Origin of the sequence: Neobacillus fumarioli NBRC 102428 (assembly GCF_001591485.1) — a bacterium.
Taxonomy (GTDB): domain Bacteria; phylum Bacillota; class Bacilli; order Bacillales; family Cytobacillaceae; genus Neobacillus; species Neobacillus fumarioli.
Window position 1 is genome coordinate 21,320 of record NZ_BCUZ01000014.1, and the last position, 22,969, is coordinate 44,288.

Consider the following 22,969-nt stretch of genomic DNA (forward strand, 5'->3'; position numbering starts at 1 on the left):
TTTGCGATTTTGCTTACATATATACTCTATCGTGTACATATTGATATAACGCTATGTGTACAATTTTGTCATCGAAGTATACAAAATTGTTTGCATCATTCCTGTTGTTTACAAATAGTTTACAATTTTACACTTGCATTTTTTTTGCGAAGTTTCATTGAGAAATCTGGCAATCTCCGATACGCTCTAATAGAATAGTAACTAGACATACATATTGAATATGCATACTAAATCTAGTAAAAGGAATGATTATAATGACTCAATCTAGAATTGCGGCTGTTGATGTTGGTAATGACTCCATTAAAGCTATATTTGGCAAATTAGAGTATGAACTGAATATCCCGAACATAATTGCTAGAGACAAAGAAGACCGGCCAATCATTGGGATCGAGGAACTCGATAGTAAAGATCCGCTCGATGGCATTCATATTAGAGTACACTCCCCTGCCCTTAAAGAAAATAACGTTATCTATCGAATCGGAAATTTGGCAGCTAAAAGCGATAATACAATGGAATTAGATCCGGGCAGCAGTAAGTCGGAGGAAGATCAAACGTTAATTATGCTGTTTGCCACACTGGCAATGGATGCAGTAAGAGAAGAAAATGCGAAAGATTTCCCGAGGAACAAAAATATTATTGATGCTAATTACACGTTAGGTACCGGCCTCCCCCTACGCGAAGTCAAGGAAGGGAAAGATGCAGGCTACCGCTCTAAGTTAATCGGTTCTGTTCATCAGGTGGAATTTTTGGTGACTCCGAAATACCAAGGATTAAAGGTAAATATCAAATTTAGTGAAGTAAAGGTCTATCCGGAAGGCTTTGCTGCTTTCATTAATCTCGTGATGGATAATGATCTGAAGATCATTAATAAAGATTTAATTGATAAGCGAATTTTAATTCAAGATATTGGTGGGTTATCAACGGATATTGCTGTTATTAAAAATCGAAATGTTGATGATGATAAAGCGCAAGGGTTTAATATCGGTGTTTCTGAAGCGTTGGAAGCCATTCGTGAAGAAATTCGGAAGAAGCACGGTGTCGAACTGGACAGCCGCCGCGATGTCGTAGAGATTATTACGAGGAAAAATGATCGTAACCATATTATGGTTAAAGGAAGCCGTACAAGCGTTCATGATATCACCGACCGCATCTTGCTTGATTTAGCGAAAAAACAATATCGTCTTTTGCGCAATGTATGGCAAAAGAACTCGCAGACAGAAATCTGTTATTTTGTCGGCGGCGGATCTCATGTTTTGAAAGATTATATAAAAACATTAAACAACGGGCTGGATGGATTTAATATTGAATTTTTCGAGGACGAAAAAGAAAGCATTTGGATGATGGCCAATGCTTATTATAAGCTGATTACTGATTATGCAAGAAAAGCGGAGAAACAAAAAGCTGCCCAAGACAAAGCACCAGTGAAAAACTAATGTAAGGTGATCCTATGAAAAAGGCTGCTGCAGTGGAAATTAAGAGAGGGCAGACGCTATCATTCCGGCTCCCTTCCGATACCCCTGACCATTTATTGAAACAATTGCAAAAATTAAAGGAAGTGGAGCGGCGTAATTTTTCCAGCAAGCTTGCCGAGTACGTTTTACAAGGTGTTAACAGCACCTATTCCCGGGAAAAGGAGACAATTACCATCCCACTTCCAAAAGCTTTAACGAAAGCGCAGCGTGATTGGCTAAAACATGAGCACTCGGAAGCCATGCTTGGGAGTATTATCTATCAGTTAATCTCTGACCCAATCCGGGCAACATCCTTACTTGCTTCGTTAAATAGCAATTCAATAAATATTGATGAGGCATTATACCTTCAGGAGCAGGAATTTCCCGCGCAACTTTCTGACAGTAAGGTTGACTCTACCGGCCATAAGCTGGAATCCGAAGAAACAGCATTTGCAGCCGAATCAGATTTTGATGATGATTTGAGCAGTTTTACTTGGGAAGGTATAAAAGAGCAGGCGGCAGCGTCTGAGGAAAACGAAGAGGAAGAACTGGATGCCGACGACTTGCTGGGAGGATTTCTGTCAAAAATGAATAAGTAGTTTGAAAACAAGCCATGATTTAACACATCATGGCTTGTTTTCATTTAATGCTGAGCATTCGGTAATTTTTTACTAGGGGTATTGGTTCCGTGTTTCTCTTTATTTTTCTGCTGTTTTTCCTGCTGGTCATGTAACTTTTGGACAAATTCATGAGTGCTTTCGTTCTTCATAGTTCTTGATCCCTCCTTTAATTAAACAAGGTTAATGTAACCGATCAGCAAGAAAAACATGCAGGCGATAATAATTCTTTCAACACCATTATTGGGCTCTTTGTTCAAATAGCTTTATGATTTCAATAATCGTGTGGGTAGCTTTCATCATATTTTCAACAGAAATAAATTCATATTTCCCGTGGAAATTCTCACCGCCGGTAAAGATATTTGGAGTAGGAAGGCCCATGTAAGACAGCTGTGAGCCGTCAGTTCCGCCGCGAATTGGCTGTATAATCGGTTTGATGTCTAAATTCTCCATGGCTTGTTGGGCGATTTCAACAATTTCTTTCACCGGTTTAATTTTCTCGCCCATGTTGTAATATTGATCTTTCATTTCAAGCTGAATGCGGTCAGCACCGTATTTTTCTTTCAGTCGGTTAACGATGTCTTCCATCGTTGCTTTTCTTGTATGAAACATATCCTTATCATGATCACGGATAATATAGGCTAGTTTTGTCAGCTCTACATCGCCGTTAAAGGCTAGGAGATGATAGAAGCCTTCGTATCCTTCGGTATGTTCGGGTGCTTCTTGTGGCGGCAGCTGGTTGTGTAATTCCATGGCAATTTTCATGGAATTGACCATTTTGTTTTTCGCCGACCCCGGGTGAATGTTGGTTCCTTTAATTGTGATTTTCGCGCTGGCTGCATTGAAACTTTCAAATTCTAGTTCCCCGAGCGGGCCACCGTCAACGGTATAGGCAAACTTGGCATTGAAGGCCGCAACGTCAAACTTATGCGGTCCACGGCCGATTTCCTCATCAGGGGTAAACGCAACGCGAACCTTGCCATGCTTGATTTCCGGGTGGTTAATCAAGTATGCCATTGCGGTCATAATTTCAGTAATCCCCGCTTTGTTATCGGCGCCAAGAAGTGTAGTGCCATCAGTAGTGATTAGCGTGTGGCCATTGTAATTTTTAAGATTTGGGAAATCCTTCGGTGACATGACCACATTCAGCTCTTTATTCAGAATGATGTCTCCGCCATCATAGTTTTCGTGAATTTGCGGATTGACATTTTTGCCGGTAAAATCGGTTGCTGTATCGACATGGGCAAGGAAACCGATGGTAGGCACATTTTTTTCTGTATTTGATGGTAGAGTCGCCATCACGTAGCCATTTTTATCAATCGTGACCTCTTGCATGCCGATGTGCTTCAACTCCTCCACCAGCATACGAAGTAATGTCCATTGCCCCTCGGTGGATGGGCAAGTCTCGCTGCTTTCATCAGACTGCGTGTCGATCTTGACATATGAGGTAAAGCGTTTAATTAGTTCATCTCTCAATGTGCTGCACTCCCCTGTTTCGTTATTTACATGAATATCATATCACTACAGGAGAGCGGTTACACGTTTTTGGGTTAGCGGATAACACAATTTAATTAAGTAGAAGGGGCTTGCGGATGGCGCGAGCCAATTATTGGAAAACCAGAACTAATTAGCGAAGGCGACACAATCCAATTAGAAAACGGATAAGTAATTTTTTAAGAAAAAACAAACTTGCCCTAAAAATCACCTCTATTCAGCATCGTAGCACATTCCCAAAAACAAATTATAAATATTATTTTTCATGTAAAAAATATAGGTTGAACACTATTGACCAAGTGGGTCAATAGGATTACAATAAGATTGACCGATATGGTCAACGGCTTTTAGAAAGGAGCTGCAAATATGTTTGCAAAATTTCTCAGCTTAGATAAGGAAAAACAAGATCGAATCATCAATGCCGCCATGAAGGAATTTGCCCAGAAAGGCTATGATAAGGCATCAACCAATGAGATGGTCAAGGAAGCGGGCATTTCAAAAGGGCTGTTATTCCACTATTTTCAAAATAAAAAGCAATTGTATTTTTTCCTGTACGACCACATGACCCAACTGCTCGTGGAACAAATTGAGGAAAAAGTCGATAAGGAAGAAAGGGATTTATTTATTCGGGTTCGGCAAATGGCCTTAGTGAAACTTGAAATATTTCAAATGTATCCCGAATTGTTTAATTTCGCTAAGTCGATTTTTATGGAAACCTCTGCGGAAGTCATACATGAAGTCGGTCAGAGGGGGAAAGAATTGCTCGAAAGCTACTTTAAGGATTTTAAGGGAGATATTGATTTTTCAAAGTTTAAAAAAGGAATTGATGTCCACAAAGCGTTCAACATCATTGCTTGGACATTAGAAGGGTTTGGATTTCAACAGCAGAAGAAAGTGCAATCGCTATCCATTGAGAATTTGGATATTGAGGAAGCATTGAAAGAAATGGATGAGTATTTGGATATGTTGAGAAATGCGTTCTATGAATGACCAAGCGATCTGCAAACCATTTGAGAAGAAGAAAAGGAGGTTTTAACCATGGATGTAATTGAAATTAAAAACCTGACAAAAACCTACGGCAAAGCAAGAGGGATTTCCAATATCAGCTTTAATGTCGAGGAGGGGGAAATTTTTGGATTCATCGGTCCAAATGGTGCCGGAAAGTCAACCACCATCCGAATCCTACTGTCGCTTATTTATCCTGATAGTGGCAGTGCGGCGATTTTTGGTAAGGACTGCATCCAGTTTGCCCCGGAAATAAAAAAGAATATCGGTTATCTGCCGTCTGAAGTCTTTTACTATGACAATATGAAAGTAAAGGAGCTATTAAACTATTCCGCCAGCTTTTATAAAAAGGATTGCAATAAGAGAATGAAAGAATTGGCGGATATCATGGACCTTGACCTTAATAAAAAAATTGATGATCTCTCGCTCGGCAACAAAAAGAAGGTCGGAATCGTGCAAGGACTACTCCATGAGCCAAAACTTATCATTCTCGATGAACCGACGAGTGGGCTCGACCCATTGATGCAGCAAAACTTCTTTGAACTTTTGAAGGAGGAGAACAAAAAAGGTGCCACAATTCTATTTTCCTCCCACATTCTGAGTGAGGTTCAAAGATTATGTAACCGGGTTGCCATCATTAAAGAAGGAAAAATCGTAACGGTAGAAAAGATCAGTAACTTAACAGAGAACACGTATAAAAAATTCAAAGTGGAAACAAAAGCACCGCTGGACGCCACTTACTTCCAAATCAGCGGCGTCCATAATCTGGAGGTTAAAGGCAACGTCACCAGCTTTATTTTTAAAGGAAATATCAATGATGTGATGAAAAAGATTGCCGGAGTTGAAATTATGAATCTATGGATTGAAGAGCCGGACCTTGAGGAGATCTTTATGCACTACTATGAAAAGGAGGCCTAGAGAGCGATGAATATCTTTTTACATGAATTGAAGGCATATCGTAAATCGACGATGATCTGGACGTTTTCTTTAGTCATCATGATGGTCTTGTTCATGTCCCTTTATTCTTCTATACATGCCGATGCTGAAGCTTTTTTAAAAGTATTGAAAAATTATCCAGAAGCGATAAGAAATGCACTTGGCTTTAATGAGAAGAATTTTTTAACCGTAGTAGGCTTTTATAGCTTCCTATTATCTTTTGTTACACTTTGCGCAAGTCTACAGGCAATGAATTTGGGTACTTCCATTGTCAGCAAAGAAGTCCGGGAAAAAACAGCCGATTTTTTATTGACAAAGCCGGTGACACGCAGCCAAATCTTGACTGCCAAGTTGATGGGAGCAGTTGTTTCCCTTGTCATTACAAATATGATTTATTTCGCTGCAGCAAGCTTTATGGCTTTCCAGTTTAAAGCAGATGATTTTAGCATGAAAATTTTCTTCTTGCTTTCACTGACGGTTTTTTTTGTTCAACTCATTTTTCTCGCTTTGGGGATGATCATATCAGTTATTTTCCAAACGATCAAATCCGTGTTGACTGTTTCCCTTGCCGTCGTTTTTGCTTTCTACTTTGTGGGTATGTTCTTTGATACGTCTGGTGAGAAAGTGAAACGTTATTTTTCACCGTTTAAATACTTTGACACCGCGTATATCATCAAACATTCCAGTTACGAGCCATCTTTTTTGATTGCCGGGGCTGCCATTACGATTCTTGCAATCGCAGCAAGTTATTTTATTTATGCGAAAAGGGATATTCATGCTGTATAAGAAAGTATAAGCAAATGGGAGGTGATTTATTGTGAATATCTATTTTAAAGAATTAAAGACCAATCGGAAATCAATCATTATATGGAGTATATGTGTCTTTTTGATGGTGGCATCGGGAATGGCTAAATTTGATGCCTATTAAAAGTCGGGGCAAAATATGACTGAATTATTGAAAGATATGCCAAAATCACTTAGGGTAGTTTTTGGTTTTAACCAATTGGATCTATCAAAGGTTAGTGGTTACTTTGGTGTTCTCTTTATCTATTTGTTATTAATGGCAACCATCCATGCAACGATGCTTGGAGCAACGGTTATTGCCAAAGAAGAACGGGACAAAACTTATGAGTTTTTATTTACGAAACCCGTTTCACGAAGTATAATTGTTACCGCCAAACTATTGGCAGCACTAACAAATATTATCATCTTTAATCTTGTGACAATGGCTTCATCGATGATGCTGTTAGCGAAATACAGCCATGGTGAGGCCGTGAATGATGAGATTGCCAGGTTAATGGCGGCCATGTTCATTTTACAGCTGTTGTTTATGGTCATTGGCAGTGCCCTCGCTGCTGTCAAAAAGAAATCGAAAAAGGCAGCATCACTGGCAACAGGCATTCTTGTATTTACGTATTTCTTATCAGTGGCAATCGATTTGAATGATCGTCTAACAGGCTTGAAATATTTTACGCCTTTTAAATATTTTGAAGCAAAAAATGTGATGTATGGAGGCGGGTTTGCTGCAGTCTACGTCGTAATATCCGTCGTATTAATCGCGGCATTGACGACCGTAACCTATGTATTTTATAAAAATAGAGATTTAAATGTATGATGAGTCAGGCAGGTTTTTGGAAACTTAACTTGGATCATTCACGAAGAAAAATTAAGACGGCAGAATCACCTGATTCCGCCGTCTTTCCATCCTTTGCTCATTTTGTTAAAGCTGGTAAGCAACTATAAACCCTCACAACACTTAAAGTTCCTTGCCGTGCATCAGTTTCACTTCGCCTCTTGTATTGCCCATAGGCTTTCCAATTGACGGTTTTCTTTAAACAAAATTTCCCGGAAATTTTTTGAGTATGCTTAGATTTTTTTGGGAACATTACTTAGAAGTAGGTAGTAGGAATCCACTAATTAGGAAAATTCCATAACACAGGTGGCGTGATTATGGGGACCGATCCATCCACTTCAGCAGTAAACATGTATTTGCAAATGTGGGATGTCGATAATGTATTCGTCGTCGGTGCATCTGTATTTTCGCATAATTTCGGCTATAACCTAACAGATACCGTGGGTGCGTTATCGTACCGTGCCGCTGAAGGCATCTTGAAATACCATCAAAAAGGCGGGCAAGTCGTATAGGCAGTTTACTTGATTTTTATATTTAACATCATGATAATGTAGAATTAAAAGAGGAAGAATCGGGAGGAGTGATCAAATGACAAATCATAACGCAGAACTGCCGCCCAAAACGTGTAGTATAGACAAGCTCATCACCATTGAGGAAGATATCCAGAAAGTACTCTCCGGACAAAAAACAGCGACACGCCGCAATGGGCGCTATGCTGATCCAGGAGAAATCATGACACTTGGCGGTCGTCAGTTTGTGATCGACAAGGTTTATTCCCAGAGCTTGGGGGAACTGACGGATGATGATGCCCGCCGCGAGGGATATAACTCAGTTGAAGAATATAAACAATCGATTCTTTCGCTTCACCCGGGAATGCCTTGGCTGCCGCAAATGAGAGTATGGGTTCACGAATTTCACCCGGTTGAACAAGAGTAAGCAAGTTTGGTCCATAGCACAAATATGGGCCATTTTTTTTGGCCGAAGCTTTTCTAAGGAAAATATGATAAATTGATGAGAACGGGTTATTTAATTGGTTATTTGGGGGCGGCAAATCTATAATATCCTTTATGATAGATGAAGGCGTTCAGAGGTGGCCATCATGAAGTTTTTATCAAAATATATAAAAAAGTATTGGGTATCTTTTTGCATTGCGGTATTATTTCTCACCTTTGAAGCGGTTTGCGATTTACTGCAGCCAACCATTATGGCAAAAATCATTGATAAGGGCGTCGCACGTAAGGATATTCATTACGTACTGCAAATGGGCGGACTAATGCTTGCTATTACCGCATTCGGTGCCGTAAGCGCCGGAACAAGAAGCGTGATAGCCAGTATCGTGTCACAAAATTTCGGCACAGAGCTAAGGTTTGATTTGTTTAAAAAAATTCAAACCATGTCCTTCAAAAATTTGGATCAGTTTGACCGCGCATCGCTGATCACGCGGCTGACCAATGATGTGACACAAGTGCAAGTTTTTGTAAACGGATTAATGCGGATATTCGTCAAATCACCGCTTTTGGCAATTGGCGGTCTTGTGATGGCTGTCCGTCTGAATCTGCATCTTGCGGTTGTCCTCGCGATCGTCGTGCCGATTGTTGCCTTGCTGATTGTCTTTAATATGCGTCTCGGATTACCGCGCTTTTCAAAGGTGCAAAAAGCGCTGGATGGAGTAAATGGCGTGATGCGCGAATATTTATCCGGCGTTCGTGTTGTCAAGGCATTTAATCACTTTGATGTCGAGGTGGCAAAGTTCACGAAAGCAAATGAACACTATAAGAATCAAGCCGTTGCAGCCAACCGTTTGATGTCTATTTTCAGCCCGGCCATCATGCTGACCGTGAATCTCGGAATCGTCGTTGTGCTTTGGATCGGCGGTTGGGGTGTTCGATCAGGAACTATTCAAGTTGGGCATATTATTGCGTTTATCAATTATATGACTCAAATATCGATGTCTCTGATGATGATATCAATGGTATTTAATATGTATGTCAGAGCCAGGGCATCAGCCGGCCGAATTGGCGAGGTTTTTTTACAAGAAGATTCGATTGCCTGGGATAGGGGATCATTTAATACTCGTACAGAAAAAGGGCGAATTGATTTTGAAAATGTTACGTTTGCATACGCTTCTTCAACGGAACCGGTGTTAAAAAATATTAATCTTACGATTCTCCCCGGAGAAACAGTCGGAATTATCGGATCCACCGGTTCAGGAAAAAGCACACTCGTCGGGCTGATTTCCCGCTTTTACGATGTTTCAAGCGGCATGATAAGGGTTGATGGAGAAGATATAAAACAGATCAATCCGAAAGTGTTAAGGGAGAAAATTGCGCTTGTCCCTCAAAAGAATATTTTATTTACCGGAAGCGTAGCGGAAAACATCCGCTGGGGAAAAGAGGATGCAACCAAAGCGGAAGTGGAACAAGCGGCACGAACTGCTGGGGCTCATGACTTTATTATAGCCGCACCGGAAGGGTATGAAACGATGATCGGCCAGGGTGGTGTGAACTTTTCCGGAGGACAAAAACAGAGAATTTCCATTGCCCGGGCGCTCGTCAAAAGGCCGGAAATCTTAATATTAGATGACAGTACAAGCGCGGTTGATGTCACAACGGAAGCGAAAATTAAGAAGGCCTTAAAAACATATGCCAAGGGACTCACCTGTTTATTAATTGCCCAGCGGATTACTTCTATTATGGATGCCGATAAAATTGTCGTCCTCGATCATGGTGAAATAGTCGGCATAGGGACCCATCAGGAACTTATAAAAGAGTGCAGTGTCTATCAGGAAATTTACCGCTCCCAGATGGGCAAGGAGGTGCAGTAAACATGGCAAATGGAATGGACCAATCCCGGAATTCTCCTTCCGTTCCTCCTCCATTAAGTCCCGGAGGCAGGCCGGGAGGAGCCGCGCGCTTTCGCGGTCCAGTGGTTAAGCCGAAGAACTTTAAAGGAACATTGCGCAGGCTCTGGGAGTATTTTGGCAAAGAACGAAACATGCTTACGTTCATTTTTTTGACTGTTTTAGTGGATTCCGCTCTAATGCTCATGAATCCATACCTCATTGGAAAAGCAGTCGATGCTATGAGTCTCAACCATGGAAAGGTCAATTTCTCCTTTTTAGAGGTGATGATTGTCGTTCTGACAAGTGCCTATATTGGTGATGCGGTGCTGACGTTTTTACAAGGATGGCTGATGGCCGGGGTGGCCCAGCGGATTGTGAAAAGTTTGCGGGATTCTCTGTTTAGGAAGCTGCAAAAGCTGCCAATCTCCTTTTTTGATGCCCGGACCCATGGAGATATGATGAGCCGGCTGTCGAATGATGTCGATAATGTCAGTACGACTATCTCGCAGTCGACCACACAGTTAATGTCGGGATTGATCATCCTTACCGGCTCTTTTATGATGATGGTTGTTTTAAGCCCATTGCTGACCCTTGCCAGCATGATTACCGTACCACTCGTCTATCTATTGACGCGGACCATTGCCAAACGAACGAGCATTTTGTTTAAAAAACAACAGGACCAGCTCGGCAAGCTTAACGGCCATATTGAAGAAACGATCTCAGGGATTGAAGTGGTTAAAGCTTTTAATCATGAAGAGAAGGTGATTGAAGAATTTGATAAGGTCAACACAAAGCTCCGTGAGGTCGGCCTCAAGGCCCAAATTTGGTCCGGATTTTTAATGCCGATCATGAACGCAATTAATAACCTTGGCTTTGCGGTTGTGGCAGTTGTTGGCGGGATTCTTGCCACGAAAAATATGGTTACCGTTGGAGTCATTGCCAGTTTTATTACCTACTCCAGGCAGTTTGTCCGGCCCCTCAATGATATGGCCAATATTTTCAATGTCTTGCAGTCCGGTGTGGCTGGTGCTGAGCGGGTGTTTGAAATCATGGACGAACAGGAGGAATCGAATGATCCACCGAACGCTGTGGTACTCTCCAAACCAAAAGGGCATGTTAAATTTGAAAATGTCAGTTTCGGCTATAGGCCTGATGTACCTATTTTAAAAAATGTCAGCTTTGAAGCGAAAATTGGTTCAAGCAATGCGCTTGTAGGGCCGACAGGTGCTGGTAAAACAACGATTGTAAACCTATTGACACGCTTTTATGATGTAACGGGTGGAAGAATTTTGTTAGACGGCAAAGATATCAGGGAGTATACAAGAGATTCATTTAGGCGCACATTTGGTTTTGTGCTGCAGGATACGTATTTGTTTACCGGAACGATCAAAGAAAATATTAAATATGGCAAGCAAGATGCGACGGATGAAGAGGTGGAAGCAGCAGCACAGATGTCAGGGGCAGCCCGATTTATTAAACGGCTGCCAAACGGCTATGATACACATCTTTCAGAAAACGGAGGAAGCTTAAGCCAAGGGGAACGCCAGCTTTTGGCCATCACAAGGGTTATGTTATCGAAACCTTCGATTCTCATATTAGATGAAGCGACAAGTAGCATTGACACCAGAACTGAACTTCATATTCAAGAAGCCTTGCTTAAGTTAATGGAAAATCGCACAAGCTTTATCATTGCCCATCGTCTTAACACCATCCGCGATGCCGATACGATTATGGTCATTGACAACGGGCAGATTATTGAAAAAGGCAGTCACGATGAATTAATGGCAGCAGGCGGAAGATATTATTATATGTTTTATAATCAATTTAAAAATATAGAAGGTGCATTAGACTAAAGAAAGTGAATCTCTCCCCTTCGATTTAGAAGGGGGCATTTTTATATGAAATTTTTCGATAAATAAAAATATCTCAAGAATACAAAAATGTGTTAATGTAGAAAGGAGTATTTCAAAAGGTGGATAGAGTATGAAAAAGTGGAAGATTTCTCTTATGATCATTGTTTTGGTATTGGCCGGCGGGGCCGGAACCCTTTATTATCTAATGAATGGAAAAGATTACAAGACCGCTGATCCAAAAGTAGATCATATTGTTAAAAATCATTACAAGATTCAGCTGCCGGATTCTAGTTATACAAATGTAAGTCAGCAAAAGAGTAACCAGACTAACCAGACTAACCAGACAGAAGTACCTCACCAAAAGATTAACGGCCCTGATACTGGCAGAAAGACAGACAATGGCCAAGCCGTTAGTCAAGATGTTATAAAAGCTGGAACCTTGGGAGCTGCAAATTCCAATCATTATAGGGAAGTGGCGGAACATGGGGGAAAAACAGCTGCTGTTCAACAGGAAACAGCAGAAAGTATAATCGCGAAATACAGCCCTTCATTTAATGACCTAGAGAGTCAGGCAAATAATAAATTGGATTCCCTATTATCCTATGCCTTGCAAGAATACAAAACAAAGAAGGCAAAGGGCGAGACGATTTCCTATTTTTATTTTTACTCGAAATATAGTAAAGCAGCTAAAACATTGGAGGCTAATACAGATGCTGCCTTTAATATGATTTATAATGCCCTTGTAAAGGATTTGGAAAAGTCAGGTTATAGCGCAAGTTTAGCAAATCCAATAAAAGATCAATACTTGAGTCAAAAGAAACAAAGAAGCAGTGCCATTTTAGATAAGGCAACAGCTTATTTAAAATAAAATTGCTAATTTTGTGATACTACTTGTATATCTTGGCAATTTTATATAGAATGATTGTATTGTAAACTAGTAAACTAGTTTCTATTTTCAGCAAAAAAATACATAATCCAAGAGGAGGATTACGGTGAAAAGATTTATTGGACTGGCAAGCCTATTATTTATGTTCCTGATGACAGCGCTTCCTGCAGGCGTTTCACATGCTGCAGCAATCGTTCCGCTGTCCGGGATTACACTTAATTTAGGCAACGGGAAAACCATTAATGCGAACCAGGTTAAAGAGAATCAATTTACGCTGGACTTAGTCGGTGATCAAAAATTTGGCAATACAAATATTCAAAGTTTGCAATTTAAATCGACTAGTTCTGCTGTTTCGATCTCTTTACTGCCACCAACAGCTAATCCTAAAGATTTAGCTCCATTTACAAAAGATGATTTTGATCTTCAATTTGTAAATGGTACGGCTGTTTTAGATGCAGCCAAATATGCAAATTGGGTCAAACGGGTAACTGAAGAAGTTTACGGAACTAAATTGGCTAATTTATCTAATTTATTTGGGTCTGCCAACCCATCTTTTACAATCGGAGATTTTAAATCAGGTATGGTACCTGCGGCTGCAGCATTACCTGAATTGATGAAAAATAAAGATCCAAATTATGAACCAGTATCACCTTATGTTATAACCTTCTATTTAACGGATAATAAAGGTAACGTATCTACAGCAACTTTAACAGTGAAAACAGCTGGCTGGAAATACCAAGGAGGTAAATGGTATTACTTTGATGATTTTGGTGATTTCCAAACAGGCTGGTTCAATGATGGCGGTAAATGGTACTTCTTTGATGACAATGGCGTAATGAAAACCGGATGGGTAAAAGACGGTGGCAAATGGTATTACCTAAATGGTAACGGAGCCATGGCAACTGGCTGGGTAAAAGTAAATGGCAAGTGGTACTATTTGGAAAACAGTGGCGCTATGAAGACCGGCTGGGTAAAAGTATCAAATAAATGGTATTACTTCGATAATAGCGGTGCTATGAAGACTGGCTGGTTCTATATGAGTGGCAAATGGTACTACCTTGATTCAGTAAACGGCGACATGAAAAGCGGTTGGGTAAAAGTATCAAATAAATGGTACTATCTATATAGCGATGGACATATGGCTGCAAACACCAAGATTGGATCCTACAAGCTTGGCAAGGACGGAGCTTGGATTAAATAAAAGAGAGCTTGCTCTTTTCATTCATGGCAATCAGCCTAATGAATGCAATTCATGTGGAAAAATAGAATAATAATAAACATGGGAGAGCTTCACGTAAGTTCTCCTTTTTTGTTATTCATTCATATTTAGACAAAATAATTCGTTTCATGGAGGTTTATGTATAAAAAAGTAAATTATCTTAGATGACTGCAAGGTAAATGCTATATTATTAGAAAAATATTATTTTTCAAATTATTTTAGGATAATACGTAAATAATACTAGACGAAATGAAAATTATTATGTACAATGTTTTCAGAATATTATTTTTTTTTGTAAAAGTTGAAACATCTAAAAATTTAGAAAGCAGGGGGAAAACGAATGAGGAAGAAAAAAGTTGCAGGAGTGTTCATGTCGATGATGCTGGCTGCAGGAGTCATGGCAGGCTGCAGTTCAAGCACGAGTGGAACAGCCGAAAACAGCGGGGGCAAAGGCGGCACGATTAAAGTTGGCGCCAACTTAGAATTGTCCGGCGGTGTTGCTTCATATGGCCAATCCATTAAAGAAGGTGTTGAACTCGCAATTGATGAAATCAACAAAAAAGGTATAGATGGCAAAAAGCTACAACTAGTAACAGTTGACAATAAATCGGATGCTTCGGAATCAACAAACGGTGCACTGAAGTTGATTACCCAAGATAAGGTTTCTGCTATTATTGGGGCAGCAACAACAACAGATACGCTGGCAGAAGCGCAAATTGCCCATGACAACAAGGTACCATTCATAACGCCATCGGGCACGGGATCAGTCGTTACGGTCAAGGATGGCAAACTAAATGATTATGCATTCCGTACCTGCTTTATTGACCCATTCCAAGGGACGGTTGCTGCCAAGTTTGCGACAAATACTCTAAAAGTGAAAAAGGCTGCGGTTCTGATTGATAGTTCAAGTGACTATTCCAAGGGCCTTGCTGCATCCTTTAAAGATTATTTAAAGAAAAATGGTGGACAAGTCGTATCTGAGGAAGCTTATGTGGCGAAAGATACGGATTTCCACTCTCAGTTAACGCGGATTAAAGCGACAAATCCTGAATTTATCTATATTCCTGGCTACTACCAAGAAGTAGGTTTAATTGTCAAACAGGCTCGTGAATTAGGCTTAAATGTCCCTATGCTTGGCGGCGACGGCTGGGATTCTCCAACTCTAGTACAGCTTGCTGGGAAAGATGCATTAAACAATACATTTATTACCAACAACTATTCTTCTGGGGATACGGATCCAAAGGTACAAGCTTTTGTCAAAGCATTTAAAGCAAAATACAATGGCAAATCTCCTGATGCGTTCAATGCTTTAGGATATGACTCCGTTTATTTCCTTGCGGATGCCATTAAACGTGCCGGCTCAGGTGACCCGCAAAAAATTGAAAAGGCGCTTGCTGCAACCGATGGTCTTGATCTTGTAACCGGAAAGATGAAGCTTGACAAAAACCATGACCCAATCAAATCTGCTGTTATTCTGGAATACAATAAAGGTGAACAAGTATTTAAAACAAAGGTTAATCCTGAATAGGAAGACAGAAGTGTCCGTTTAACAGTCAAATTTTATAGCAGTGAATATGAATAGGGAGCATGATGTGTTCCCTATTCCAATTTTCGGAAATTGGGGGTTAATTCCTATTTCATCGGAAGGAGTTTCGGATATGGAGCAGCTGATTCAGCAGATTGTTAATGGGATTTCACTTGGCAGTATTTATGCGCTAATTGCCCTAGGATACACAATGGTATATGGAATCGTCAAATTAATTAATTTTGCCCATGGGGATGTCTTCATGGTTGGTGCTTTCATTGGTTTTTATTCTATTTCCTATTTTCACTTAGGAATTTTCCCAGCGCTAATCATCTCTATGGCGGCCTGCGCTGTCTTTGGGATGTTAATAGAGCGGATTGCCTATAAGCCTTTAAGGAATGCCACGAGGATTGCTGCTTTGATCACAGCGATTGGTGTCTCCCTTTTCATTGAATACGGAACGATTTATCTGCGCGGTGCACAGCCGCAAGCTTACCCTAATGTTGTTCCTTTGCACGATTTGAAAATTTTCGGTGTCGTCATCAGCGGACAATCCATTATGATTTTAGCTGTGTCTATTATCCTAATGGTTTTATTACAATTCATTGTCCACCGTACGAAAATCGGAAAAGCGATGCGGGCAGTGTCTCATGATATGGATGCTGCGAAATTGATGGGAATTAACGTAAATAACACGATTTCTGCAACCTTTGCGATTGGTTCCGCACTTGCAGGGGCGGCAGGTGTCATTTTTGGGATGTATTACACAACGATTGATCCGTTAATGGGAATTATCCCCGGGCTTAAAGCGTTCGTTGCGGCCGTTTTAGGCGGTATTGGCATTATTCCAGGGGCAATGGTGGGCGGCCTGCTGCTTGGAGTCATTGAGTCGTTTGTCAGTGCGGCGGGTTTCTCACTCTGGCGGGATGGTGTCGCGTTTGTCGTGTTAATTTTGATTTTATTGCTGCGGCCTGCCGGATTGTTCGGAAAAAATGTCAAGGAAAAGGTTTAGGGGGTGGCTTAAGCGATGAATGGTATGAAGCATACAAAAGGGTTTTGGCTTTCAATCGTTTTAGCCGTAGTCATTGGAATCGTCATTCAATTTCTGATAAATGGGGAGATATTGGATTCTTTCTATACCAATACGCTGTACCTGATTGGAATTAACATCATTTTAGCTGTAAGTCTGCATTTGATTATTGGGATTACAGGACAGTTTTCGATTGGACATGCCGGGTTTTTGGCAGTTGGTGCCTATACTTCTGCCATTATCACAATGAAGTTGGGAATGCCATTTCCAGTTGCGATTATTGTTGCCGGTATAGTTGCGGCTATTGCTGGATTAATTATCGGAATCCCAACATTAAGACTTAGGGGAGACTATTTAGCTATTGCTACATTAGGTTTTGGCGAAATCATGCGGATTATCTTTTTAAATATGAATTATGTTGGCGGGGCCAGCGGTATGTCGGTTACGCACATGGTGACCTGGCCTTGGGTCATCTCTTGTGTCATTATCACTATTGTTGTAATTACGAACTTTACTAATTCGCGTCACGGTCGGGCATGTATTGCCATTCGCGAGAATGAAATTGCTGCCGACGCAATGGGCATCAATACGACTTTTTATAAAGTAGTAGCTTTTGTGATCGGGGCCTTCTTTGCCGGTGTAGCCGGAGCCTTGTATGCTCATAATTTTTATATCATCCAGCCGACAAATTTTGGCTTTTTAAAATCCTTTGATATTCTGATTCTGGTCGTGCTGGGCGGTTTGGGCAGTATGTCAGGGGCAGTTATAGCGGCAATTCTATTAACCATCATTTCTACTTATCTCTCGAATTACCCGGAAGTCCGAATGGTCATATATAGTCTTGTGTTGATTGTTATGATGTTGTTCCGCCCGCAAGGATTAATGGGAACGAAGGAAATTACCGCATTCTTTAAAGTTGGCAAGACCGCTAAAGGAGGAGTGCAAAATGACAAGCACACCGTTGCTTAAAGTAGAGAAAGCAGGAATCCGCTTTGGCGGGCTAAAGGCCGTATCTGATGTCAACTTGGAATTAAATAAAGGCGAACTTGTCGGTTTAATCGGTCCGAACGGTGCCGGAAAAACGACGTTTTTTAACCTGTTAACCGGGGTTTATGTCCCTACGGAAGGAAGTATCTCCTTAGAAGGAGAAAAGCTAAACGGACAGGCTCCATATAAAATTACGAAAAAGGGAATCAGCCGTACCTTTCAGAATATTCGTTTGTTTGGCGAATTATCGGTGTTAGATAATGTAAAGGTTGCTTATCATTCTCTTTCCAAGCATTCAATTTTAAGTTCGATCTTCCGCCTCCCTTCCCATTTTTCTGGAGAAAGGGAAATGCATGAAAAAGCAATTGAGTTTTTAAAGATATTTAAGCTGGAAACGGTGATGAATGAGAAGGCCAAGAATCTGCCTTACGGACAGCAGCGCCGTTTGGAAATTGCCCGGGCACTTGCCGCGGGTCCTAAATTATTGCTGCTGGATGAACCAGCCGCGGGAATGAACCCGCAAGAAACTGCGGAACTGATGGAGTTAATTGCTTTGATCAGGGAACGATTCCAGTTGACCATCCTTTTAATTGAACATGATATGTCGCTTGTGATGGGCATTTGCGAGCGAATTTATGTGCTTGACCATGGTCAATTGATTGCCGAAGGTACTCCGGAGGAGATCCGAAATAATCCAAAAGTCATCGAAGCGTACTTAGGCGAGGAGGTCTCGTAACATGCTGAAAATAAATGATATCAATGTATACTATGGCAATATCCATGCGCTGAAGGGCGTTTCTCTCGACATTAATCAAGGAGAAATTGTTACGCTGATTGGGGCCAACGGTGCGGGAAAAAGTACGCTGTTAAAAACCATTTCCGGGTTGTTGAAGCCGAAAACCGGCGAGATTATATTTGAAAATGTAAATGTAGCCGGCAAATTGCCGCAATTAATTGTAAAACGGGGAATTTCCCAGGTTCCGGAAGGACGCCGCGTGTTTGCTAACATGACTGTTGAAGAAAACTTAGAGCTAGGGGCTTATTTGCGTAAGGATAAAAAAGAGATCCGCGAAGACTTTGACAAAGTGTATCAGCTTTTTCCGCGACTTGAAGAACGCCGCAAGCAGCTGTCAGGCACGCTTTCAGGCGGTGAGCAGCAGATGTTGGCCATGGGACGGGCGCTGATGGCACGGCCGCGGCTGCTGCTCTTGGATGAACCTTCCATGGGACTTGCACCGTTGTTAGTGAAAACCATCTTTCGGATTATTGAGGAAATCAATAAAACGGGAACCACGATTCTGCTTGTTGAACAAAATGCCCATATGGCGTTGTCGATTGCTGACCGTGCCTATGTCATTGAAACAGGGAAAATCGTGGCGGATGGCAGCGCTGCTGAACTAAGTAATAGTGATCAGATTCGAAAGGCCTATCTCGGCGGACATTGAACAGGGGGAGCCGGTAATCCGGCCCCTTTTTCTATTAAAAAATGAATCGGTTCGATGAAGCCCAAAACCGAAGTAGGGAAGGAGGGAAATGGTCTTCATCAGGTAGATGAAGGCCAAAACGGAAGTTGAGTACCGGGTAAAGTGGTTTTCATTAGGTAGATGAAGCCCAAAATGGTAGGTAAGAAGCGAGGAAAAAGGTCTTCATTAGGGAGATGAAGTCCAAAACGGTAGTTAAGCCCCAAGAAACAAGGTCTTCATCTATTTTTACTTCATTGTAGTCATCCCCCTAGTTGTACAAAAATTCCCCAAAATATTTTTGCTTAAAGAAAATCCATAGGCACTCACCTATAATAGGCAAATGCATAGGATATTGTGAATCAATCTTAGTGATCGTCAAACAGTATTTACCAAAGGCATATTTTAGAACCCGCTTATAAGGAGTGTTCACAAATGGCAGGGAAAGTTAAAAATTATTTTGCCGGTGGCAATACCGCTAGAGGATTCCACAATTTGTATGATTCCAATCTGCAGGGATTAGACCGGTTATTTATTTTAAAAGGCGGACCTGGAACCGGGAAATCGTCATTAATGAAAAAAATCGGCCAGGAATGGAATGCAAAAGGTTATGATATTGAATTTTTACATTGCTCTTCCGACAATGATTCGATTGATGGCGTCATCATTCCGGCGCTAAAGGTGGGAATTGTCGACGGAACGGCACCTCATATAATTGAACCGAAGGCCCCTGGGGCAGTAGAAGAGTATATCAATCTTGGTGAAGCTTGGGATGCCCAAAAATTGCGAGCTCATAAACAGACCATCCAATTATTGATCTATCAGATCAGCAAAAGTTTTGACAAAGCTTATGCTACCTTCAAGGAAGCATTGGACTCTCATGATGATTGGGAAAAAATTTATATTAACAGCATGGATTTTGAAAAAGCTGATCAGTTAACAAATAAACTAATTGAGTCGTTTTTTGGAAAAATGAAGTTGAATAAGGAGCCGGATGTCCGCCGCCGGTTTTTAGGGGCGGCAACTCCAAAAGGTGCTGTGGACTTTATCCCAAATTTGACAGAAGAAATCCAAAAGCGCTATTTCATTAAAGGACGGCCTGGTTCCGGGAAGTCAACAATGCTGAAAAAATTGGCCGCTGGGGCCGAGGAGCGCGGCGTAGATGTGGAAATTTATCATTGCGGCTTTGACCCGAACAGCCTCGATATGGTGATATTCCGTGAACTGGGGATTGCGATTTTTGACAGCACAGAGCCGCACGAATATTTCCCAAGCCGTGACGGTGATGAAATTATAGATATGTATGAGATTTTGATTGAGCCAGGAACGGATGAGTTGTATGAAGAAATGATTAGCCAAATCCAGGCGGAATATAAAGCCAAAATGGCCGAAGCAACAAGCTGGCTCGCTCGGGCGAAGCAGCTGCATGATGAGCTGGAGACAATCTATATTTCCGCGATGAATTTTTCCGTGGTGGAAATGTTCCAAAAGAAAATCGTTGATGAAATCAACGCACTGGCTGAGGGAGTGGTCCTTGGCTAGGAATAAGGTGCCGGAATGTCCCGGCACCCGTTTTATTGATGCGGGTTGGTTTTGCTTTGCTGTCCTTTATTACGTTTATTGCCTTTGCTATTATCACCACTGGTAAATTCTGCAGCAAACTCCGCTTCAGCGTGGCCTGATTTTGGTGAATTTTGGTTCCCGCTTCCTCTATTGTACTTCTTTGTCATGAAAATCCCTCCTGTCACGTTTTTAGTTTGGTTGAAGCTGATTTGTTTATGCGTGCCGGAAATGTAAAAAATAAGGGAGAAGATTTGATTAGGAGCAATTGCTTCCAAATCATGTTAGAATATTTATTGAAAAGAAATTGAAGGGTGAAACGGCATGATCAAATGTATTGCAACTGATATGGACGGAACATTATTGAATTCGATGCAGCGAATTAGTGAAGAAAATAAGCAGGCAATTTTGGCTGCACAGGCAAGGGGTATTGAAGTAGTCGTGTCGACAGGCAGGTCTTATCAGGAAGCTACTTATGCTTTAGAAGAAGCAGGGTTAAACTGCCCGGTTATTTGTGTCAATGGAGCTGAAGTGCGTTCGAAGGCAGGAGAAATCATTACCTCCTCTCCCATTGATAAACAATTGGCGAGGGCAGCAGCTGCCCGTTTAGCAGAAGCCGATATTTATTTTGAAGTGTATACCAATAAGGGAGCATACACAATTGACCCCAATAAAGCGGTGGCGATTCTTGTTGATATTGTTCTGAGTGCCAACCCCAATGTGAATCAGATGAGGCGGCACGTGCGGCACAAGCGAGGATCAACGACGGCTTAATCTATCCGGTTGAAGATTATGAACTGCTTTTTGCTTCAGAAGAACATGATATTTATAAGTTCCTTGCGTTTTCCCTAGATGCGGACAAGCTAAAAGTGGCAGAAGAAACGCTTGCCAGTCTCGATGAATTGACAGTCACTTCCTCAGGTCATGATAATCTTGAAATTACGAATCGAAATGCGCAAAAAGGCATTGCCCTGGAGTCTTTTGTCAAAGAGAAAAACATCTCCTTATCGGAGACGATGGCGATCGGTGATAATTATAACGATGTTTCGATGTTTGAGCGGGTCGGCAAGGCTGTGGCAATGGGAAATGCCACATACGAAATTAAGTCTCTTTGTGATGAGGTTACACATACAAATGAAGAAAGCGGTGTGGCAAAGGCTATTCTCTCCGTTTTATAAATAGTAAAAAGCCCTCTAGTTTTGAGGGCTTTTTACCATTTATAGGTCCAAAATCGCTCAAATTGAACTCGGGCCATTACCTGTGGATCCTGATTTTTTAACTTTTCGGCCATATCTTTAAAGGTAAACTCCGTTTGTGAACGGTGGGCTTTGATAGCAGCAAGCTTTTTGTCGATTACAGGACTGATATCGTGAATGATATCGGCTTCTCCGAGTTCTTCAACACAATTATTTGAGAATGCAACACAGTGTAAGGTCGGCCGCGCATCCGGCGCTAATTTACTGACAGCACGAACGACACCCGCACCGGTGGCATCATGGTCAGGATGGACAGCATATCCGGGATAGAAGGTAATGATTAGTGAGGGGTTTACCTCATGGATGATGGAAAGCAGATGGTTCGAAAGCTTTTCTTCATCTTCGAACTCAACCGTTTTATCGCGATATCCTAGCATTCTAAGATCTTGAATGCCTAATACATGCGCTGCCTCCTGCAATTCTTTTTTTCTGATTTTCGGCAGATTTTCCCGATTCGTAAATGGAGGGTTGCCCATGTTGCGTCCCATTTCTCCTAATGTCAAGCAGGCATAGGTCACGGGTGTCCCACTCTTAATATGGGTAGCGATGGTCCCGGATACCCCGAATGCTTCGTCATCAGGATGCGGGAAGACGACAAGGACATGGCGTTCTTTTTTCATGACTGGTTCTCCTTTCTTACTTATTCAAACGGAGTCGTACTTATTTCCAGGGCAACGGCCAGTTTTCCGTCAAAGTCATGTCCAGCAAGCAGCAGTCTTCCTTGTTCATCTATTTCATAATGCGTAATGCCTTCTGCGTACACCCAGCCAAGATTGATTTTTAAGCCAACCCGATAAGGGCCGTTCCCGGTGATTTTCCCCAATTCATAGCGGACAAGGGCATTGCGGATGTAAGCGCCGGCAGAAAAGAAACCCTGATTGAAATGTGATGCATAGGCACCATTTGTCGTTTCCAGGTGAATGTAGACATCTTTATTGGCAAAGCTGTTGATCGCTTCTTGTACTTTTTGAATCTCCGCTATTTCCATAAACTTCCTCCTTTCCCTTATGACAGGTTCAATTTATTTTCTAAACAATAGAATAGTTCATAATGTAATTATCATACTAAAATCAACCAAAAAATGCGAAATTGGTGCTTGAGGACAGTAGTGTCAAAAAGGAAAGGCTGCCCTGATCACTTAAAGAGTTCTCTTTCGGGGTGCAAAAAAACAGGTTAAATAACTTACGAAAAAGCATGGTCATTCACCGAAGGAAA

24 protein-coding genes and 1 pseudogene are annotated in these 22,969 nt (G+C 41.4%); 20 read left to right on the plus strand and 5 right to left on the minus strand.

The annotated features are described in order from the left end of the window. The first annotated feature begins 254 nt into the window (after window positions 1–254). Together BFU02S_RS04515 and BFU02S_RS04520 are read left to right on the plus strand one after the other, a co-directional pair. The gene (locus tag BFU02S_RS04515) at window positions 255–1,433 is read left to right on the plus strand and encodes a ParM/StbA family protein (protein ID WP_066367186.1); all 1,179 of its coding nucleotides are present in this window, start codon (window positions 255–257) and stop codon (window positions 1,431–1,433) included. Window positions 1,434–1,447: 14 nt separating this feature from the next. Continuing rightward, window positions 1,448–2,050 carry a hypothetical protein gene (locus tag BFU02S_RS04520; RefSeq protein WP_066367187.1) on the plus strand — a complete coding sequence of 201 codons (603 nt, stop codon included), beginning with the start codon at window positions 1,448–1,450 and terminating at the stop codon, window positions 2,048–2,050. 44 nt (window positions 2,051–2,094) lie between these two features. Here the strand turns inward: BFU02S_RS04520 and BFU02S_RS16255 are convergent, their stop codons facing one another. Further along, the gene (locus BFU02S_RS16255; RefSeq protein ID WP_084360986.1) at window positions 2,095–2,220 is read right to left on the minus strand and encodes a DUF4023 domain-containing protein; all 126 of its coding nucleotides are present in this window, start codon (window positions 2,218–2,220) and stop codon (window positions 2,095–2,097) included. A gap of 88 nt (window positions 2,221–2,308) precedes the next feature. Next, the gene (gene pepT / locus BFU02S_RS04525; protein ID WP_066367191.1) at window positions 2,309–3,544 is read right to left on the minus strand and encodes a peptidase T; all 1,236 of its coding nucleotides are present in this window, start codon (window positions 3,542–3,544) and stop codon (window positions 2,309–2,311) included. Between the two features lie 384 nt (window positions 3,545–3,928). Here pepT and BFU02S_RS04530 point away from each other — a divergent pair, with 384 nt between their 5' ends. The 16 genes and pseudogenes from BFU02S_RS04530 to BFU02S_RS04605 all read left to right on the plus strand — a co-directional run bounded on the left by BFU02S_RS04530 (window position 3,929) and on the right by BFU02S_RS04605 (window position 20,480). Further along, window positions 3,929–4,552, plus strand: a complete 624-nt coding sequence (locus BFU02S_RS04530) for a TetR/AcrR family transcriptional regulator (protein WP_066367194.1) — start codon at window positions 3,929–3,931, stop codon at window positions 4,550–4,552. Between the two features lie 48 nt (window positions 4,553–4,600). Then, a complete protein-coding gene (locus BFU02S_RS04535) occupies window positions 4,601–5,485 on the plus strand; it encodes an ABC transporter ATP-binding protein (RefSeq protein ID WP_066367197.1) in 885 nt (294 codons plus the stop codon). Between the two features lie 6 nt (window positions 5,486–5,491). After that, complete coding sequence (locus BFU02S_RS04540; RefSeq protein ID WP_066367201.1) at window positions 5,492–6,289, plus strand: DUF2705 family protein; 798 nt, start codon at window positions 5,492–5,494, stop codon at window positions 6,287–6,289. Window positions 6,290–6,446: 157 nt separating this feature from the next. Continuing rightward, window positions 6,447–7,118, plus strand: coding sequence for an ABC transporter permease subunit (locus tag BFU02S_RS04545; protein WP_235841980.1), 672 nt, complete (start codon window positions 6,447–6,449; stop codon window positions 7,116–7,118). Between the two features lie 314 nt (window positions 7,119–7,432). Beyond that, window positions 7,433–7,648 (plus strand): annotated as a pseudogene (locus BFU02S_RS04550) (GMC oxidoreductase); the annotation flags it as partial. A 76-nt stretch (window positions 7,649–7,724) separates the two neighbouring features. Next, window positions 7,725–8,072: an ASCH domain-containing protein gene (locus tag BFU02S_RS04555; RefSeq protein ID WP_066367207.1), complete on the plus strand. Its 348-nt coding sequence runs from the start codon at window positions 7,725–7,727 to the stop codon at window positions 8,070–8,072. A 163-nt stretch (window positions 8,073–8,235) separates the two neighbouring features. Beyond that, window positions 8,236–9,960 (plus strand): ABC transporter ATP-binding protein, encoded by a 1,725-nt coding sequence (locus tag BFU02S_RS04560; protein ID WP_066367209.1) that lies wholly within the window; start codon window positions 8,236–8,238, stop codon window positions 9,958–9,960. A gap of 14 nt (window positions 9,961–9,974) precedes the next feature. Further along, window positions 9,975–11,831, plus strand: coding sequence for an ABC transporter ATP-binding protein (locus BFU02S_RS04565; RefSeq protein WP_066367239.1), 1,857 nt, complete (start codon window positions 9,975–9,977; stop codon window positions 11,829–11,831). Window positions 11,832–11,961: 130 nt separating this feature from the next. Continuing rightward, window positions 11,962–12,699 (plus strand): hypothetical protein, encoded by a 738-nt coding sequence (locus tag BFU02S_RS04570; protein ID WP_066367213.1) that lies wholly within the window; start codon window positions 11,962–11,964, stop codon window positions 12,697–12,699. Between the two features lie 124 nt (window positions 12,700–12,823). Next, window positions 12,824–13,918 (plus strand): cell wall-binding repeat-containing protein, encoded by a 1,095-nt coding sequence (locus tag BFU02S_RS17580; protein WP_066367215.1) that lies wholly within the window; start codon window positions 12,824–12,826, stop codon window positions 13,916–13,918. 358 nt (window positions 13,919–14,276) lie between these two features. Then, a complete protein-coding gene (locus tag BFU02S_RS04580) occupies window positions 14,277–15,464 on the plus strand; it encodes an ABC transporter substrate-binding protein (RefSeq protein WP_066367218.1) in 1,188 nt (395 codons plus the stop codon). 130 nt (window positions 15,465–15,594) lie between these two features. Beyond that, window positions 15,595–16,473: a branched-chain amino acid ABC transporter permease gene (locus BFU02S_RS04585; protein ID WP_066367240.1), complete on the plus strand. Its 879-nt coding sequence runs from the start codon at window positions 15,595–15,597 to the stop codon at window positions 16,471–16,473. Window positions 16,474–16,488: 15 nt separating this feature from the next. Then, window positions 16,489–17,460 (plus strand): branched-chain amino acid ABC transporter permease, encoded by a 972-nt coding sequence (locus BFU02S_RS04590; RefSeq protein WP_066367219.1) that lies wholly within the window; start codon window positions 16,489–16,491, stop codon window positions 17,458–17,460. Continuing rightward, window positions 17,438–18,214: an ABC transporter ATP-binding protein gene (locus BFU02S_RS04595; RefSeq protein WP_066367222.1), complete on the plus strand. Its 777-nt coding sequence runs from the start codon at window positions 17,438–17,440 to the stop codon at window positions 18,212–18,214. Before BFU02S_RS04590 ends, BFU02S_RS04595 begins: the two co-directional genes overlap by 23 nt. Window position 18,215: 1 nt before the next feature. Beyond that, the gene (locus BFU02S_RS04600) at window positions 18,216–18,923 is read left to right on the plus strand and encodes an ABC transporter ATP-binding protein (RefSeq protein ID WP_066367224.1); all 708 of its coding nucleotides are present in this window, start codon (window positions 18,216–18,218) and stop codon (window positions 18,921–18,923) included. Between the two features lie 450 nt (window positions 18,924–19,373). Next, a complete protein-coding gene (locus BFU02S_RS04605) occupies window positions 19,374–20,480 on the plus strand; it encodes a PRK06851 family protein (protein ID WP_066367226.1) in 1,107 nt (368 codons plus the stop codon). A gap of 32 nt (window positions 20,481–20,512) precedes the next feature. Here the strand turns inward: BFU02S_RS04605 and BFU02S_RS16970 are convergent, their stop codons facing one another. Then, window positions 20,513–20,668 carry a hypothetical protein gene (locus BFU02S_RS16970; RefSeq protein WP_169797574.1) on the minus strand — a complete coding sequence of 52 codons (156 nt, stop codon included), beginning with the start codon at window positions 20,666–20,668 and terminating at the stop codon, window positions 20,513–20,515. Window positions 20,669–20,822: 154 nt separating this feature from the next. On the opposite strand from BFU02S_RS16970, the gene BFU02S_RS17625 reads away from it, so the two are divergent. Continuing rightward, a complete protein-coding gene (locus BFU02S_RS17625) occupies window positions 20,823–21,272 on the plus strand; it encodes an HAD family hydrolase (protein ID WP_369690641.1) in 450 nt (149 codons plus the stop codon). 50 nt (window positions 21,273–21,322) lie between these two features. Further along, window positions 21,323–21,676, plus strand: coding sequence for an HAD-IIB family hydrolase (locus BFU02S_RS17630; protein WP_369690642.1), 354 nt, complete (start codon window positions 21,323–21,325; stop codon window positions 21,674–21,676). 32 nt (window positions 21,677–21,708) lie between these two features. Here BFU02S_RS17630 and bshB2 read toward each other — a convergent pair whose 3' ends face one another. Then, on the minus strand, window positions 21,709–22,374 hold the full coding sequence (gene bshB2 / locus BFU02S_RS04615) for a bacillithiol biosynthesis deacetylase BshB2 (RefSeq protein WP_066367228.1): 666 nt from the start codon (window positions 22,372–22,374) through the stop codon (window positions 21,709–21,711). Between the two features lie 20 nt (window positions 22,375–22,394). Then, entirely contained in the window at window positions 22,395–22,742 is a 348-nt protein-coding gene (locus BFU02S_RS04620; protein ID WP_066367231.1) for a YojF family protein, read from the minus strand. Window positions 22,743–22,969: the final 227 nt, after the last annotated feature.